The organism is Buttiauxella brennerae ATCC 51605 (genome assembly GCF_001654925.1).
GTDB lineage: Bacteria > Pseudomonadota > Gammaproteobacteria > Enterobacterales > Enterobacteriaceae > Buttiauxella > Buttiauxella brennerae.
Window position 1 is genome coordinate 12,905 of record NZ_LXER01000032.1, and the last position, 15,801, is coordinate 28,705.

Below are 15,801 nucleotides of genomic sequence, written 5' to 3' on the forward strand. Positions count from 1 at the left end.
GATACAAGCCCGCTTCACTTTGAAGCGGGCTGCTACAGAAAGGGTTCACAAACGACCCTTTTCTTTTAGCCATTCGCGTACCAGGAACAGCGCACTCACATTCCGCGCTTCGCTAAAATCTTCCTCATCGAGTAAACCCAACAAAGACTCCAGCGGCCAGCGTACTTGTGGCAGCTCTTCCGGCTCGTCACCTTCCAGAGATTCTGGATAGAGATCTTCAGCAATAACAATGTTCATTTTGCTGGAGAAATAGGACGGTGCCATCGTCAATTTTTTCAGGAATGTCAGCTGATTCGCCCCGAAGCCAACCTCTTCTTTTAGCTCGCGATTTGCAGCTTCAAAGACAGTCTCACCGGGGTCAATTAGCCCTTTCGAGAAACCAAGTTCATAAGATTCCGTACCAACCGCGTATTCACGGATCAAAATCAAATGGTTATCAACGATAGGGACTATCATTACAGCTTCGCGCGCAGACGGACGCATGCGCTCATAAACACGGCGCACGCCGTTGCTGAACTCCAGATCCACCGTTTCGACATTAAACAGCCGTGAACGGGCCACGGTTTCAACATGTAAAATGGTCGGTTTTTGTAATGGTTTGCTCATCGTGAACTGGGCTAACAGTAAATGCAGGTACTCCATTGTGCGTTACGCCGCATATCTCACGCAACGGACATTGGTTATTATTTACATTTTTGCAACTTTAAGGGATTTTTCAAAGCATCGGCTGCAAGTCAATAGAGACTAAATGAAATAGGAATTTGCTGATATTTCTCGTAAAGTCGCTTTGCTAACATTATGTTACAGCAGGGTATATACGTAAAAATGTCTCAAGATTGGGGCCGTACCTGCCGATAATTATTGATACCCAACAATGATGCAGCCTTGAGTCTGTTGGGTAGACACCCGGTTGTTGTTAGGGTGCAACCTGCTGCTTTTTAATAAGAAAACGAGTATTTGATGGGGAAAGCATGAGCACCTTATTACTTCTTTTAGCTGCTATGCTGGCCTGCATCTTAATTGCGGGGTGGCTTATCTGGCGCAGCCTGCGGTTACGCGCTCGGATATCACAAGCGCAATCATTCAGTGGGGCCACTTCCCGTAAGTTAACCGCTGATGAACGTGCAGCCGTTGAAAATTACATTGATTCATTAGCGCGTACGCAAGACATCGTGGGGCCTTCTGGTGCCAGTGCTGCACCGGCGAAACTGGTATTAAATGCGCTGAGCAACACCGCACTTTCTCTGACTCGTTCAATCACCCGTTATGGCTTATCCACTGATGACCCTAATAAGTGGCGCTATTACCTTGATTCTGTAGAGGTTCACCTTCCGCCATTCTGGGAACAGTACATTACCAACGACAACTACGTTGAGTTGATTCGTACTGAAACCATGCCGCTGGTTATCTCGCTTAACGGGCATACGCTTATTGATTACAGCAGCGAAAACCGTGGTTTCGCGCTTGAACAAACCCCTCATAGTCAGGCATCCATTCGTGGTGAAGAAAGCGAACAGATTGAGCTTCTGAATATCCGCCAGGAAACACCAGAAGAGTATGCGCTCAGCCGCCCGGATGGGCTGCGTGAAGCCATTCTCATCTGCGTGGCCTTCGTGATGCTATTTTTATGTCTGGTGACCCCTCCCGTCGTTTTACCCTGGTTGGTTGGCGGGGCATTTATGCTACTTGCGGCCAGCCTGTGGGGCCTGTTTGCTCCTCCTGCCAAAAATGCACTGCGTGAAGTCCACTGTTTACGCGGCACGCCAAAGCGTTGGGGACTTTTTGGTGAATCTAATCAGGATCAGATAAACAATATCTCGTTAGGGATTATTGACCTGATTTATCCGGCGCACTGGCAGCAGTATGTCGCTCAGGATCTTGGCCAGAAAACGGATATCGATATTTATCTCGACCGGCATGTACTTCGCCAGGGGCGCTTCCTGTCGCTGCATGACGAAGTGCGCAATTTCCCCATCCAGCATTGGGTGCGCAATCTGGTGATTGCCATAGGCAGTCTGCTGGTTCTGCTGATGCTGACGATTTGGGTACCGCTGGAGATGCCTTTAAAACTGAGTATGTCGTGGTTAAAAGGCGCACAAACTATTGAAGCAACAACCGTTGCGGACCTCGATAAAACAACGCTTCGTGTTGGTGACACGCTGAAAGTTAACGGTACGGGTATGTGTAATATCCACACGCCGGGCAACTACACCACGCGGCAGACGTACCCGTTTACCCCATTCGACTGCTCGCAAATCATCTGGAATACCGCGCAATCATTGCCGGTGCCGGAATCAGAGATCATGGATAAAGCCCTGGCGTTGACGCAGGCCGTCAGCGGGCAAATTCATCCGCAGACCAGTGAAGACTCAAAGGTAAACCCGCAATTACGCAGCGCGATTCAGAAATCAGGGATGGTGTTGCTGGATGATTTTGCAGGCATTGTTCTCAAGACACAGGCCCTTTGCACCGCAGACGATGAATGTGTCCGTCTTAAAAATGCACTGGTGAATCTTGGAAACACCAAAGACTGGGATGCGCTGACCAGGAAGGCTGATTCCGGGAAGCTCACAGGTGTAAACGTCCTGCTGCGCCCGGTCAGTGCTGAGTCGCTTGATAATCTCGTCACGACATCTACAGCGCCGTTCTTTATTCGTGAAACGGCGCGAGCTGCGCAGGCGCTCAACAGCCCGGCACCTGCAGGTTATGTGATTATCAATGACGAAGGCAGTGACCTGGTAGACCAGCCGCTGCCTCCTGTTCCGCTGTACGATATTCCGGCACAAGATCAATGGAGCGAGTTCCAACGGCTGGCAGATATGCTGCTCAAAACACCGTTTGTCGCTGAAGGCATCATTACCGGTATTCGTCAGGATGCCAACGGCACACAACACGTCACGTTGCACAAAATCCCTGATAGCAGCAGCTTGTGGCGGTATATCAGTACCACCTTGTTGCTCATCAGTATGATTGTTTGCTTGCTGATTAACGGTGCGCTGGCGATTCGCCGCTACCGCCGTAGCCGCAGTCGCCTGGCGCAAATCCAGCAGTACTATGATAATTGTATGAATCCATCGCTCACAGCTATCTCTTCTGTACGCCCGCTGTTCTAAACTTCACGCGGCAGGTTGTGCTAACCTGTCGCGCAGTTTCCTCTAATCAGGCCCAAATCTATGCATATTGATATTGCCTGGCAGGATGTCGATACCGTATTGCTGGATATGGACGGCACGCTGCTGGATCTCGCATTCGATAGCCACTTCTGGCAAAAACTGGTGCCAGAAACCGTCAGTGAACAAAGAAATATTCCACTGGATGAAGCACACCGGCTAATCGCCCACGAATATCACGCCGTGCAACATACGCTAAACTGGTACTGTCTGGATTACTGGAGCGAGCGTCTGGGGTTGGATATTTGTGCGATGACCACAACGCAAGGGCCAAATGCCGTGCTGCGTGAAGATACCGTCCCGTTCCTTAATGCCCTGAAGGACTGCGGCAAGCGGCGTATCTTACTGACGAATGCCCATCCACATAATCTGGCCGTCAAACTTGAACATACCGGTTTAGGCCAGCACCTTGATTTATTACTTTCCACCCACACATTTGGTTATCCGAAAGAAGATCAGCGGTTGTGGCAAGCCGTTGCTGAACATACCGGCCTGGAGCCAGAGCGCACGCTGTTTATTGACGATAGCGAACCGATTCTGGATTCTGCCGCGAAGTTTGGCATTCGCTATTGCCTGGGCGTGACCAACCCCGATTCAGGGCAGGCCGACAAAATCTATCAACGCCACCCGGCATTGAACGACTATCGCCGACTACTCCCGAAGTTGATCTCTAAGGAGTCGTGATGAAAGAAAAATCGCCTGACGGTGTACGTCTTGATAAATGGCTGTGGGCTGCGCGTTTCTATAAAACGCGCGCTATTGCCCGGGAAATGGTCGAAGGCGGTAAAGTGCATTACAACGGGCAGCGCAGCAAGCCAAGTAAACTTGTTGAGTTGAATGCCATGCTGACACTACGCCAGGGCAATGACGAGAAAACCGTCAAAGTGCTGGCGGTCACCGAGCAGCGCCGCCCGGCAACAGATGCCTCGCAGCTTTATGAAGAGACAGATGAAAGTATTACCAAACGGGAAAAAGTGGCGCTGGCACGCAAGATGAATGCGCTGACGATGCCCCACCCCGACCGCCGCCCCGATAAAAAAGAGCGTCGCGATTTGATGAAATTTAAACACGGTGGCAACGAATAGACCCAATAGATTTCGAGATGCAGGAAGGCAGCTAACGCATCTGCAACTTGAAAGATGAAGGATATTGTTGCCATCTGAATGAGAGAAAATTATGACCCAACACGACCAACTGCATCGTTACTTGTTTGAAAACTTCGCCGTACGCGGTGAACTGGTAACGGTTTCCGAGACCTGGAAACAAATCATGGAAAACCATGACTACCCGGCTCCGGTAAAAACTATTCTCGGTGAATTGCTGGTCGCAACCAGTTTGCTGACGGCAACCCTCAAGTTTGATGGCGACATTACTGTGCAATTGCAGGGTGATGGCCCAATGAGCCTTGCGGTGATTAACGGTAACAACAACCAGCAAATGCGCGGTGTTGCACGCTTCAAAGGCGAAATCCCTGCGGATGCTGATCTGAAAACCCTGGTGGGCAATGGCTACCTGGTAATCACCATCACTCCTGCGCAAGGCGAACGCTATCAGGGTGTTGTTGGGCTTGAAGGCGATACGCTGGCGGCATGTCTGGAAGATTACTTCTTACGTTCCGAGCAGCTCCCAACGCGTCTGTTTATTCGCACCGGCGAAGTTGAAGGCAAACCAGCGGCAGGCGGCATGCTGTTGCAGGTTCTGCCAGCACAAGATGCTCAGGCTGATGATTTCAATCACCTCACGGCACTGACCGAAACGATTAAAGCTGAAGAGTTGCTGACCTTACCGGCCAACGACGTGTTGTGGCGTTTGTACCACGAAGAAGAAGTGACACTTTACGATCCGCAAGCGGTCGAATTTAAGTGTACTTGTTCTCGTGAACGCTGTGCCGATGCGCTCAGAACGCTGCCTGATGAAGAAGTGAATAGCATTCTTGCAGAAGAAGGCGAAATCGACATGAACTGTGATTACTGTGGTAACCACTACGTGTTCAACTCCATGGACATTGCAGAAATTCGCAACAACGCCTCCCCGGCAGATCCGCAAGTTCATTGATTTTCCCCTTCTGACCTTCTCCTTTTTTTAGGGAGAAGGTTGGATTGTGGCCGTCCGGAACTAAATCAATTTCACAGTTTGCACACAAGTGCGCTCTCAGTCACACCTCGTCCGTTAATCGCACTATTTTTTAACATATTCAGAATATTTTCCCTGCCGTACTAGCATTTCCTGCCATACTCTCACCCCGTTGTGACTCGCTTCACAGCGTTTTCCGCTATACCCAAGCTATTCAAAATGCAGGTAGGCGGCAATCGAATGAACCCCGATGAGCTTACTCAAGTAAGTGATTCGGGTAAATGAGAGCAGCCAACACCCCCGCATTTTGAAGGGCGAAGGGTATATATGGATTCGAGTGGATGCTCAAATCTATGATAGGTGTCGCGGTTAACAACCAATAAACAACCCTACAATCTCAGGCAGTACAAATTGGCTAAGGAGCAGTGAAATGCGAGTTAAAGGCATAACCCCGCAAGATCTCGAGGCTTATGGAATTCATGACACAAGTGAAGTGGTTTACAACCCGGATTACGACACTCTGTATCACGAAGAACTCAACCCCAACCTGGAAGGTTTTGAGCGTGGCGTAGAAACCAATCTTGGTGCAGTAGCTGTTGATACCGGCATATTTACCGGCCGTTCCCCAAAAGATAAATACATTGTCCGTGACGACACCACGCGCGATACCCTGTGGTGGGCAGATAAAGGCAAAGGTAAAAACGACAACAAACCGCTGAGTGAAGAAACCTGGCAGCACCTGAAAGGGCTGGTCACTCACGAACTCTCTGGCAAACGCCTCTTTATTATTGACGCATACTGCGGTGCGAATGCAGACACCCGTCTGTCGGTGCGTTTTATTACCGAAGTGGCCTGGCAGGCTCATTTCGTTAAGAACATGTTCATCCGCCCAACCGAAGAAGAGCTTGAAACTTTCGAAGCCGATTTTGTGGTGATGAATGGCGCCAAATGCACCAACCCACAATGGAAAGAGCAGGGTTTGAACTCTGAAAACTTCATCGCGTTTAACCTTACCGAGCGTGTGCAGCTGATTGGCGGCACCTGGTACGGTGGCGAAATGAAGAAAGGGATGTTCTCAATCATGAACTACCTGCTGCCGCTTAAAGGCATTGCTTCCATGCACTGTTCGGCAAACGTCGGCGAAAAAGGCGATGTTGCGGTGTTCTTTGGTCTGTCTGGCACAGGCAAAACCACACTTTCTACCGATCCGAAGCGCCGCCTGATTGGCGATGACGAACACGGATGGGACGATGACGGCGTGTTCAACTTTGAAGGCGGTTGCTACGCGAAAACCATTCGTTTATCCCAGGAGGCAGAGCCGGAAATCTTCAATGCGATTCGCCGCGATGCGCTGCTGGAAAACGTCACGGTTCGTGCAGACGGCTCAATCGATTTTGACGATGGTTCAAAAACCGAAAACACCCGTGTTTCCTATCCGATTTACCATATTGAAAACATCGTTAAGCCAGTTTCTAAAGCCGGTCATGCCAATAAAGTTATCTTCCTGACCGCGGATGCCTTTGGTGTGTTGCCGCCCGTTTCACGTCTGACCGCAAACCAAACGCAGTACCATTTCCTGTCAGGCTTCACCGCTAAATTGGCGGGTACTGAGCGTGGCGTGACTGAGCCGACGCCAACCTTCTCCGCATGTTTTGGCGCCGCATTCTTGTCCTTGCACCCAACGCAGTACGCGGAAGTGCTGGTGAAACGCATGCAAGCCTCGGGTGCTCAGGCTTATCTGGTTAACACGGGCTGGAACGGTACCGGCAAACGTATCTCCATCAAAGACACGCGTGCAATTATTGATGCGATTCTGGATGGGACTCTGGACGATACCGAAACCTTCACACTACCCATGTTTGGCCTTGCCGTTCCAACCGCGTTAGCGGGTGTTGACGACAATATTCTGGACCCGCGTAATACCTACGCCTCACCAGAACAGTGGCAGGAAAAAGCGGAGCAACTGGCTAAGCTGTTTATCGATAACTTCGAGAAATACACCGATACCCCTGCGGGTGCAGCACTGGTGAGTGCAGGGCCGAAGATTTAAGATTTGAAGGGTGAATGAGTTTGTAAGGTAGGTTAGCGCAAGCACTATCAAATAAGCACTTTCAATAGTAAAAAAGCGAACCTCTGGAGGTTCGCTTTTTTTATCACTTAGCTTTCTTTTATCTGCTGCACTGTTCTATTCACAGGCAACGGTAAATAAGCCCTTATCCGCAAACCGCCCCGCTCACTAACGCCGATATCCAACAGGCCGTTATGGTTGTCGATAATACGCTGCACAATCGCCAGCCCCAGACCGGTGCCACTGGTGGTTCGCGCACTATCGCCACGCACAAAAGGCTGGAACAGATGTTTGAGCTGATCAGGTTTAATCCCTGGACCATCATCTTCCACCTGGAACCAGGCGCGGTTTAACTCGCCACCACTGCTGACCTTAATCCAACCATTTCCGTAACGCGCTGCGTTCACCACCATATTGGCGGCGGCACGTTTAATGGATAACGGGTGGATGTTCACCAACAATTCGCCGGCTTGCAAATCGGTGTCGATTTCCCGCTCATAACCACTTTCCGCTGCGACCACTTCCCCCAACACCGTGTTGAGATCGGCGGTTTCCAGTGGCATCTCTTGCCCGGTACGCAGGTAATCGATGAACTGCTCGATTATCGCATTACACTCTTCGATATCTTTGTTAATCGATTCAGACAGATAACCATCTTCTTCACTCATCATCTCTGTTGCCAGACGAATTCGAGTCAGTGGCGTGCGTAAATCGTGGCTAACGCCCGCCATTAGCAGCGTGCGGTCATCGGCCAGTTGCTTCACCCCAGCGGCCATATGGTTGAATGCCCGGGTAACAGAGCGCACCTCTGACGCACCATATTCACGAAGCGGCGGAGGGATGATGCCCTTACCGACCTGCAAAGCAGCGTGTTCAAGGTCAACCAAGGGTCGGTTCTGAATACGGATAAACAGCCAAGCCCCACCAATCGCCAGCAACATTATCGCCAGCGTGTAGCGGAACAGCGGCGAGAAATCGCCCTGGTGAATTTCAGTCAGCGGAACACGAACCCAGATATTTGGCGACAGCCACGTCTTCAGCCAGACAACCGGCGAGCTTTTGTTAACCTCAACACGAACTTCGGTTGGGCCACCCAATTGCTGCGCCATTTGATGGCTGAGGAATTCGTAATGCTGCGCCCAGCGCAAACCCGCGTCTTCCGCCGCTTCATTGGAATACAAAGAGATTCCCAACTCACGGTAGATTTCACGCCGAAATGCAGGCGGAACCACCAGTTGCGTGCCGTCTTCCAGTTGCAGTTTATCGGTCATCAGCATACGGACTTCGTAAGCCAGCACCTTATTAAACTGCTGTAAACTCGGCAGAATAGCGAAGTTCAACACCACAAGGTAAGTCGTCACCAGGCTGACGAACAGCAAGGTGACAATCAATAACAATGTGCGGGCAAACGAGCTTCTGGGGGAGAAGCGGACTCGCCTCATGCCTTGGAACCGTCCGGCACGAATACGTAGCCCAGACCCCATACGGTCTGGATATAGCGTGGATGCGCAGGGTCCTCTTCAACCATACGGCGCAGGCGGGAGATCTGCACGTCAATAGAACGTTCCATCGCACTGTATTCACGGCCACGGGCCAGGTTCATCAGCTTATCGCGTGATAATGGCTCACGAGGGTGGCTCACCAGTGCTTTCAGCACTGCGAACTCGCCGCTGGTTAATGGCATAGGCTCATCTTCACGGAACATCTCACGGGTACCGAGGTTCAGTTTAAACTTACCAAAGGCAATCACCGCCTCTTCCTGAGAAGGTGCACCAGGCAGTTCGTTAGCCTGACGGCGCAGAACAGCACGGATACGCGCCAGCAGCTCGCGCGGATTGAACGGTTTTGGAATGTAATCATCGGCGCCAATTTCCAGCCCAACGATACGGTCAACTTCTTCGCCTTTGGCGGTGACCATAATGATTGGCATTGGGTTGCTTTGGCTGCGCAGACGGCGACAAATAGACAAGCCATCTTCACCTGGTAGCATGAGATCAAGCACCATCAGGTGGAAGGACTCACGGGTTAGCAGGCGATCCATCTGTTCTGCGTTAGCAACGCTACGGACCTGGAAGCCTTGTTCGGTGAGATAACGTTCTAACAGCGCACGCAGGCGCATGTCGTCATCCACGACCAGAATCTTATAATTCTCTTGCATTCTTATACTCCCAAAGGCACGAACAGTGAGTGCGTATTCTTAAAAAACTGGAGCGTTACGACCAGTCAATTCTGGTATATATTCTAGTCGAAATTGTTACAAAGCATATTAAACAGATGGTTATCGGCACATTTTAACTAAAAATAATGACCTGGTTCGCAAATCGCAAGGATTGCCATAACCCTGATAATTAGGTTTAAATCCCCTTTAATTGTGCTACCCATTCAAGGCCTGACGATGAAAACGCCATTAATTACCCGTGAGGGCTATGAAAAGCTTAAACAAGAAAAGGACACCTTGTGGCGTGAAGAGCGTCCGGAGGTGACAAAAAAGGTCACCTGGGCCGCAAGTCTTGGCGACCGCAGCGAAAACGCCGACTACCAGTACAACAAAAAACGACTGCGAGAAATAGATCGTAGAGTGCGTTATCTCACGAAATGCCTCGAACAGTTGAAGATTGTCGACTATTCACCGCAACAAGAAGGCAAAGTGTTCTTCGGCGCGTGGGTGGAAATTGAAAATGACGCTGGAAACCAGATGCGTTTTCGCATTGTGGGCTATGACGAAATTTTTGGCCGCAGAGATTACATTTCTATTGATTCGCCGATGGCGCGCGCCCTGCTGAAAAAAGAAGTGGGTGACCTCGCCATCGTGCAAACGCCCGCCGGTGAAGCGCAGTGGTACGTCAATGAAATCGAGTATGTGAAATAAGCACAAGCCAGCTGCGGAACTGTCCGATTCATCACCACTCAGGCGCTGTGGCTGGCATTTTCACCCTCCAATCCGTATAACTATCCCCAATAATTTCGACTCAAACAGATGAAAAAACCATGATGAATGATTCACTCTGCCGCATTATTGCCAGCGAACTAAAGGCCCGCAACGAACAGGTTGATGCCGCCGTTCGCCTGCTGGACGAAGGGAATACCGTGCCATTTATTGCGCGTTATCGTAAGGAAGTCACCGGCGGTCTGGATGACACGCAACTGCGTCAGTTAGAAACCCGTCTTGGCTATCTGCGCGAGCTGGAAGACCGCCGCCAGACCATCCTGAAATCCATTACCGACCAGGGTAAATTGACCGACGAACTCGCATCAGCCATTAATGGCACGCTGAGCAAAACCGAGCTTGAAGACCTCTATTTGCCGTATAAGCAAAAGCGCCGTACGCGCGGGCAAATTGCTATCGAAGCCGGTCTGGAACCGTTGGCCGAACTGCTGTGGAATGACCCGTCACACACGCCGGAAGAAGCGGCAGCGAGCTACGTTGATGCCGATAAAGGCGTTGCCGATACCAAAGCCGCACTCGATGGCGCACGTTACATTCTGATGGAACGCTTTGCCGAAGACGCTGCATTGCTGGCAAAAGTGCGTAACTACCTGTGGAAAAATGCGCATCTGGTTGCCAACGTCGTAGCTGGCAAAGAAGAGGAAGGCGCTAAATTCCGTGACTACTTCGACCATCACGAACCGATTGCTACCGCTCCCTCACACCGCGCGCTCGCGATGTTCCGTGGCCGCAACGAAGGTATTTTACAGCTTGCGCTGAATGCCGATCCACAGCATGACGAACCACCGCGTGAAAGCTACTGTGAACAACTGATTATCGACCATCTCGGCCTGCGCCTGAACAATGCTCCGGCAGACGCCTGGCGTCGCGCCGTGGTGAGTTGGACCTGGCGCATCAAGGTGCTGATGCACCTCGAAACCGAGCTGATGGGTACCGTGCGTGAACGCGCCGAAGACGAAGCGATCAACGTTTTCGCCCGCAACCTGCATGATTTGCTGATGGCCGCTCCGGCTGGCCTGCGCGCTACCATGGGCCTTGATCCAGGCCTGCGTACCGGTGTGAAAGTCGCGGTTGTTGATTCAACCGGTAAACTGGTCGCCACCGATACCATTTACCCACACACCGGCCAGGCCGCGAAAGCGGCTGTTGCCGTCGCTGCGCTGTGTCAGAAGCACAACGTCGAACTTGTAGCGATCGGTAACGGCACTGCATCACGCGAAACCGAGCGTTTCTTCCTCGACGTTCAAGAGCAATTCCCGAAAGTCACCGCGCAGAAAGTGATTGTCAGCGAAGCAGGTGCATCGGTTTATTCGGCATCTGAACTGGCAGCGCTGGAATTCCCGGATCTGGATGTCTCGATTCGCGGCGCGGTTTCCATTGCTCGCCGCCTGCAAGATCCCCTGGCGGAGCTGGTGAAAATCGACCCGAAATCTATCGGTGTGGGCCAGTATCAGCACGATGTGAGCCAGTCACAGTTAGCGAAGAAGCTGGATGCGGTCGTCGAAGACTGTGTAAACGCCGTTGGCGTGGACTTGAATACCGCATCGGTGCCGTTACTGACTCGCGTGGCAGGTTTGACGCGCATGATGGCGCAGAACATCGTTAACTGGCGTGATGAAAATGGCCGTTTCCAGAACCGCCAGCAGTTGCTGAAAGTGAGCCGGCTGGGGCCAAAAGCCTTCGAGCAATGCGCAGGCTTCTTGCGTATTAACCACGGTGATAACCCGCTGGATGCCTCCACCGTTCACCCGGAAGCCTACCCAATTGTAGAGCGCATTCTGGCTGCAACCGAACAGGCGCTACAGGAATTGATGGGCAACGGTGAAGCATTGCGTGGCCTGAGTCCGCGTGATTTCACCGACGAACGTTTTGGTGTGCCGACAGTGACCGACATCATCAAAGAGCTCGAAAAACCAGGCCGTGACCCGCGCCCGGAGTTCAAAACGGCGAAGTTTGCTGATGGCGTTGAAACCATGAACGACCTGACGCCTGGCATGGTGCTGGAAGGGGCTGTCACCAACGTGACTAACTTCGGTGCGTTTGTAGACATTGGCGTGCATCAGGATGGCTTAGTCCATATCTCGTCGCTTTCCGACAAGTTCATCGACGACCCACACAAAGTGGTAAAAGCCGGTGATATCGTCAAAGTGAAAGTGATGGAAGTGGATTTAGCGCGTAAGCGTATTGCGTTAACCATGCGTCTTGATGAGCAGCCTGGCGAGTCCAACCGCCGTGGTTCCGCACCGCGTGAGCAAACAGAACGCCGCCCGGCACAGCAGCAAAAACCTCGCGGGCGTGATAATGCCAGTAGCAGTGCAGGCAACAGTGCGATGAGTGATGCACTGGCTGCGGCATTGGGTAAAAAACGTTAACACGTGATGCTGATTCCCCCTCTCCTTTCATCAGGAGGGGGCGGAATAACCCACATTTCTTTCCGCAATGAAAAATTCAGCACAATTTGCCTGTTTTATCCCCGTCAGAAATAAATAACATTTCATTATCACCCTAACTAATTTTTCAAATAATAGAATGAGTTTGCGGCAGATCAATTTTCGCAACAATTTAAAAACAGCACCAGTATTTATCAAACTTGTAACAGATGAAATACCAAGACAACATTAACGAATATTCATTAATAAAATGATTGTCACAGAATAAATTTAACACATTGTAATTATTGATATTTATATAAAATCCATGCTCGACATCTAAAAAATAAATTAGTCATACCTCTCCTGAAAAATAGATTAAAACGATCTATTCATCACAAAAATAATCATTGAAGACAGAAACCATTCTCATTATCATTGATTTGTTCGTTATTTCTCCTTTACCCAACGATAAGTCAGTTTCCATTGCATGAAGTCCTTTGCCTTTGCAGACAGACGTTCATTTTCGTTCGCGTAAACATAAGAGCCCAGCTCTAAGTAGGACCTATGCAATTCTTGCCAAGTAGTGCGTGGAAAATTACCGGCTTTGCCAGCGAAATTAGCCCGTCATATCGCCAGAAATTATTATCGCTCGGTATGTTGCCCGGCTCTTCATTCAACGTTGTACGTGTCGCGCCATTAGGTGACCCGATTCATATCCAAACACGTCGCGTCAGCCTGGTACTACGTAAAAAAGATCTCGAATTACTGCACGTTGAAGCCATTGCCTGATTGGCGGGGTGAGCGCTCGCGCTCGTTGCTATTTTCTTTAAGTTCACGAAAAAAATGAAAAAATTAACTATCGGCTTAATCGGTAACCCTAACTCCGGGAAAACCACGTTATTCAACCAGCTAACCGGTTCACGCCAGCGAGTGGGGAACTGGGCGGGGGTTACCGTAGAACGTAAAGAAGGTCAGTTTTCAACGCTTGCACATCAGGTCACACTTGTTGACCTGCCGGGTACTTACTCGCTGACCACTATTTCATCCCAGACTTCGCTGGATGAACAAATTGCCTGTCACTACATTCTGAGTGGTGACGCAGATTTACTGATCAACGTCGTCGATGCCTCCAACCTTGAGCGCAATTTGTATCTGACGCTGCAATTGCTCGAACTCGGCATTCCGTGCGTCGTCGCGCTCAACATGCTCGACATCGCCGAAAAGCAGGACATTCGCATTGATATCGACGCGCTGGCTGCACGCCTGGGCTGCCCGGTCGTTCCACTGGTTTCCACTCGTGGCCGTGGCATGGAAGGCCTGAAACTGGCAATCGACCGCCGTCAGCCAAACACGCACAGCGATTTAGTGCTTTATCCGCCACGTCTGCTTGAAGAAGCAGACAAGCTGGCGGCAGAAATGCCTGCGGATATGCCAGAGCAGCAACGCCGTTGGTTAGCACTGCAAATGCTCGAAGGCGATATCTACAGCCGTGAATATGCCGGCCACGCCACAGATAAGCTGGATGTGGTTCGTGCACAACTGGCAGAAGAAAACGAAGACCCGGCACTGCTGATTGCCGATGCGCGTTATCAAACCATCGCCGCCATCTGTGATTCAATCAGTAATAGCCTGACCGCCGAACCGCATCGCTTAACGGCAATGATGGATAAAATCATTCTTAACCGTTTCCTCGGCTTGCCTGTTTTCTTGCTGGTGATGTATTTGATGTTCTTGCTGGCGATTAACATCGGCGGCGCATTACAGCCCATTTTTGACGGCGGTTCTGCGGCCATCTTTATCCACGGTATTCAGTGGATTGGCGCCACACTGCACTTCCCAAGTTGGCTGACGATTTTCTTAGCACAAGGTATCGGCGGTGGTATCAACACCGTGCTGCCACTGGTGCCGCAAATCGGCATGATGTACCTGTTCCTCTCGTTCCTTGAAGACTCCGGCTACATGGCGCGTGCGGCATTTGTGATGGACCGCCTGATGCAATCTCTCGGCCTGCCGGGCAAATCATTCGTACCCTTGATTGTTGGCTTTGGCTGTAACGTGCCGTCGGTGATGGGTGCGCGTACGCTCGATGCTCCGCGTGAACGCCTGATGACCATCATGATGGCGCCGTTTATGTCATGTGGCGCACGCCTTGCCATCTTTGCAGTATTTGCCGCCGCGTTCTTCGGGCAGCAAGGCGCGCTGGTTGTTTTCTCGCTCTATATTCTTGGCATCGTGATGGCGATTCTGACTGGCCTGATGCTTAAGCACACCATCATGCGTGGTGAAGCGACACCGTTTGTGATGGAACTGCCGGTCTACCACGTTCCGCACCTGAAAAGCCTGCTGCTGCAAACCTGGCAACGCCTGAAAGGTTTCGTGCTGCGTGCCGGTAAAGTTATCGTCATCGTCAGTATTTTCATTGGTGCGCTAAATAGCTTCTCGTTTAGCGGCAAAGAAGTGGACAACATCAACGATTCGGCGCTGGCGTCGGTCAGCCGTGTGCTCACTCCGTTGCTAAAACCGATTGGTGTCCACGAAGATAACTGGCAGGCGACTGTCGGCCTGTTCACTGGCGCCATGGCAAAAGAAGTGGTGGTCGGTACGCTCAACACGCTTTACACCGCTGAAGACATGCACGAAGAACCGTTTGATGCTGCAAGCTTCAACTTGCTTGATGAGTTAGGCGGTGCCGCAGGTGAAACCTGGCAAAGCCTGAAAGACACCTTCAGCCTGAGCGTGTTGCTGAACCCAATCGAAGCCAGCAAAGGCGACGGTGAAATGGCAAGCGGTGCAATGGGTGTGATGAGCAGCAAATTTGGCAGCCCGGCTGCGGCCTATAGCTACCTGATTTTCGTTCTGCTTTATATCCCCTGCATTTCGGTGATGGGTGCGGTCGCCCGAGAGTCCAGCCGTGGCTGGATGATGTTCTCGGTGTTGTGGGGGCTGAATATCGCCTACTCGCTGTCCACGCTTTACTATCAAACCGTCACATTTAGCGCACATCCGCAGTACAGCCTGATCTGTATCCTCGCGGTGGTGTTGTTCAACGTGTTGCTGATTGGTGGGTTGCGTAAAGCTCGCAGCCGTGTGGATGTCAGCCTGATGACAACCCGTAAAACAGTCGAAGCGGCCTGCTGTAAAAGCACCGCTGGCGATTGCCACTAAGGAGAA

Annotated in this window: 12 protein-coding genes; 9 read left to right on the forward strand and 3 right to left on the reverse strand. The window is 51.1% G+C overall.

What is annotated here, in order from left to right; all coding sequences use genetic code 11:
• Nucleotides 1-45: 45 nt before the first annotated feature.
• Complete coding sequence (nudE, locus tag M975_RS17335) at nucleotides 46-606, reverse strand: ADP compounds hydrolase NudE (RefSeq protein ID WP_064561383.1); 561 nt, start codon at nucleotides 604-606, stop codon at nucleotides 46-48.
• Nucleotides 607-971: 365 nt separating this feature from the next.
• On the opposite strand from nudE, the gene M975_RS17340 reads away from it, so the two are divergent.
• The 5 genes from M975_RS17340 (at nucleotide 972) to pckA (ending at nucleotide 7,293) form a co-directional block, all read left to right on the forward strand.
• Nucleotides 972-3,113 carry an intracellular growth attenuator family protein gene (locus tag M975_RS17340; RefSeq protein ID WP_064561150.1) on the forward strand — a complete coding sequence of 714 codons (2,142 nt, stop codon included), beginning with the start codon at nucleotides 972-974 and terminating at the stop codon, nucleotides 3,111-3,113.
• A 60-nt stretch (nucleotides 3,114-3,173) separates the two neighbouring features.
• Complete coding sequence (gene yrfG / locus M975_RS17345) at nucleotides 3,174-3,854, forward strand: GMP/IMP nucleotidase (protein ID WP_064561151.1); 681 nt, start codon at nucleotides 3,174-3,176, stop codon at nucleotides 3,852-3,854.
• Entirely contained in the window at nucleotides 3,854-4,255 is a 402-nt protein-coding gene (hslR, locus tag M975_RS17350; protein ID WP_064561152.1) for a ribosome-associated heat shock protein Hsp15, read from the forward strand. The genes yrfG and hslR overlap by 1 nt, the downstream gene beginning before the upstream one ends.
• Before the next feature lie 91 nt (nucleotides 4,256-4,346).
• Complete coding sequence (hslO, locus tag M975_RS17355) at nucleotides 4,347-5,225, forward strand: Hsp33 family molecular chaperone HslO (RefSeq protein ID WP_064561153.1); 879 nt, start codon at nucleotides 4,347-4,349, stop codon at nucleotides 5,223-5,225.
• A 448-nt stretch (nucleotides 5,226-5,673) separates the two neighbouring features.
• Nucleotides 5,674-7,293, forward strand: coding sequence for a phosphoenolpyruvate carboxykinase (ATP) (gene pckA, locus M975_RS17360; RefSeq protein WP_064561154.1), 1,620 nt, complete (start codon nucleotides 5,674-5,676; stop codon nucleotides 7,291-7,293).
• 107 nt (nucleotides 7,294-7,400) lie between these two features.
• On the opposite strand, the gene envZ is transcribed toward pckA, so the two are convergent.
• A complete protein-coding gene (gene envZ, locus M975_RS17365; RefSeq protein ID WP_064561155.1) occupies nucleotides 7,401-8,753 on the reverse strand; it encodes a two-component system sensor histidine kinase EnvZ in 1,353 nt (450 codons plus the stop codon).
• Complete coding sequence (gene ompR / locus M975_RS17370; RefSeq protein WP_001157751.1) at nucleotides 8,750-9,469, reverse strand: osmolarity response regulator transcription factor OmpR; 720 nt, start codon at nucleotides 9,467-9,469, stop codon at nucleotides 8,750-8,752. The genes envZ and ompR overlap by 4 nt, the downstream gene beginning before the upstream one ends.
• Before the next feature lie 237 nt (nucleotides 9,470-9,706).
• Between ompR and greB the strand changes: the two genes are divergently transcribed.
• The 4 genes from greB (at nucleotide 9,707) to feoB (ending at nucleotide 15,795) form a co-directional block, all read left to right on the forward strand.
• Nucleotides 9,707-10,180 (forward strand): transcription elongation factor GreB, encoded by a 474-nt coding sequence (gene greB / locus M975_RS17375; protein ID WP_064561156.1) that lies wholly within the window; start codon nucleotides 9,707-9,709, stop codon nucleotides 10,178-10,180.
• Nucleotides 10,181-10,299: 119 nt separating this feature from the next.
• Nucleotides 10,300-12,630: a Tex family protein gene (locus M975_RS17380; RefSeq protein ID WP_064561157.1), complete on the forward strand. Its 2,331-nt coding sequence runs from the start codon at nucleotides 10,300-10,302 to the stop codon at nucleotides 12,628-12,630.
• Nucleotides 12,631-13,194: 564 nt separating this feature from the next.
• Nucleotides 13,195-13,419: a ferrous iron transporter A gene (feoA, locus tag M975_RS17385; RefSeq protein WP_034499160.1), complete on the forward strand. Its 225-nt coding sequence runs from the start codon at nucleotides 13,195-13,197 to the stop codon at nucleotides 13,417-13,419.
• Nucleotides 13,420-13,473: 54 nt separating this feature from the next.
• The gene (feoB, locus tag M975_RS17390; RefSeq protein WP_064561158.1) at nucleotides 13,474-15,795 is read left to right on the forward strand and encodes a Fe(2+) transporter permease subunit FeoB; all 2,322 of its coding nucleotides are present in this window, start codon (nucleotides 13,474-13,476) and stop codon (nucleotides 15,793-15,795) included.
• Nucleotides 15,796-15,801 lie beyond the last annotated feature (6 nt).

Bases quoted from the DNA above. Each gene is read 5' to 3' on its own strand.
- greB (WP_064561156.1), top strand. From the start codon at position 9,707: ATGAAAACGCCATTAATTACCCGTGAGGGCTATGAAAAGCTTAAACAA.
- yrfG (WP_064561151.1), top strand. From the start codon at position 3,174: ATGCATATTGATATTGCCTGGCAGGATGTCGATACCGTATTGCTGGAT.
- feoA (WP_034499160.1), top strand. From the start codon at position 13,195: ATGCAATTCTTGCCAAGTAGTGCGTGGAAAATTACCGGCTTTGCCAGC.
- feoB (WP_064561158.1), top strand. From the start codon at position 13,474: ATGAAAAAATTAACTATCGGCTTAATCGGTAACCCTAACTCCGGGAAA.
- M975_RS17340 (WP_064561150.1), top strand. From the start codon at position 972: ATGAGCACCTTATTACTTCTTTTAGCTGCTATGCTGGCCTGCATCTTA.
- M975_RS17380 (WP_064561157.1), top strand. From the start codon at position 10,300: ATGATGAATGATTCACTCTGCCGCATTATTGCCAGCGAACTAAAGGCC.
- hslO (WP_064561153.1), top strand. From the start codon at position 4,347: ATGACCCAACACGACCAACTGCATCGTTACTTGTTTGAAAACTTCGCC.
- envZ (WP_064561155.1), bottom strand. From the start codon at position 8,753: ATGAGGCGAGTCCGCTTCTCCCCCAGAAGCTCGTTTGCCCGCACATTG.
- pckA (WP_064561154.1), top strand. From the start codon at position 5,674: ATGCGAGTTAAAGGCATAACCCCGCAAGATCTCGAGGCTTATGGAATT.
- hslR (WP_064561152.1), top strand. From the start codon at position 3,854: ATGAAAGAAAAATCGCCTGACGGTGTACGTCTTGATAAATGGCTGTGG.
- nudE (WP_064561383.1), bottom strand. From the start codon at position 606: ATGAGCAAACCATTACAAAAACCGACCATTTTACATGTTGAAACCGTG.
- ompR (WP_001157751.1), bottom strand. From the start codon at position 9,469: ATGCAAGAGAATTATAAGATTCTGGTCGTGGATGACGACATGCGCCTG.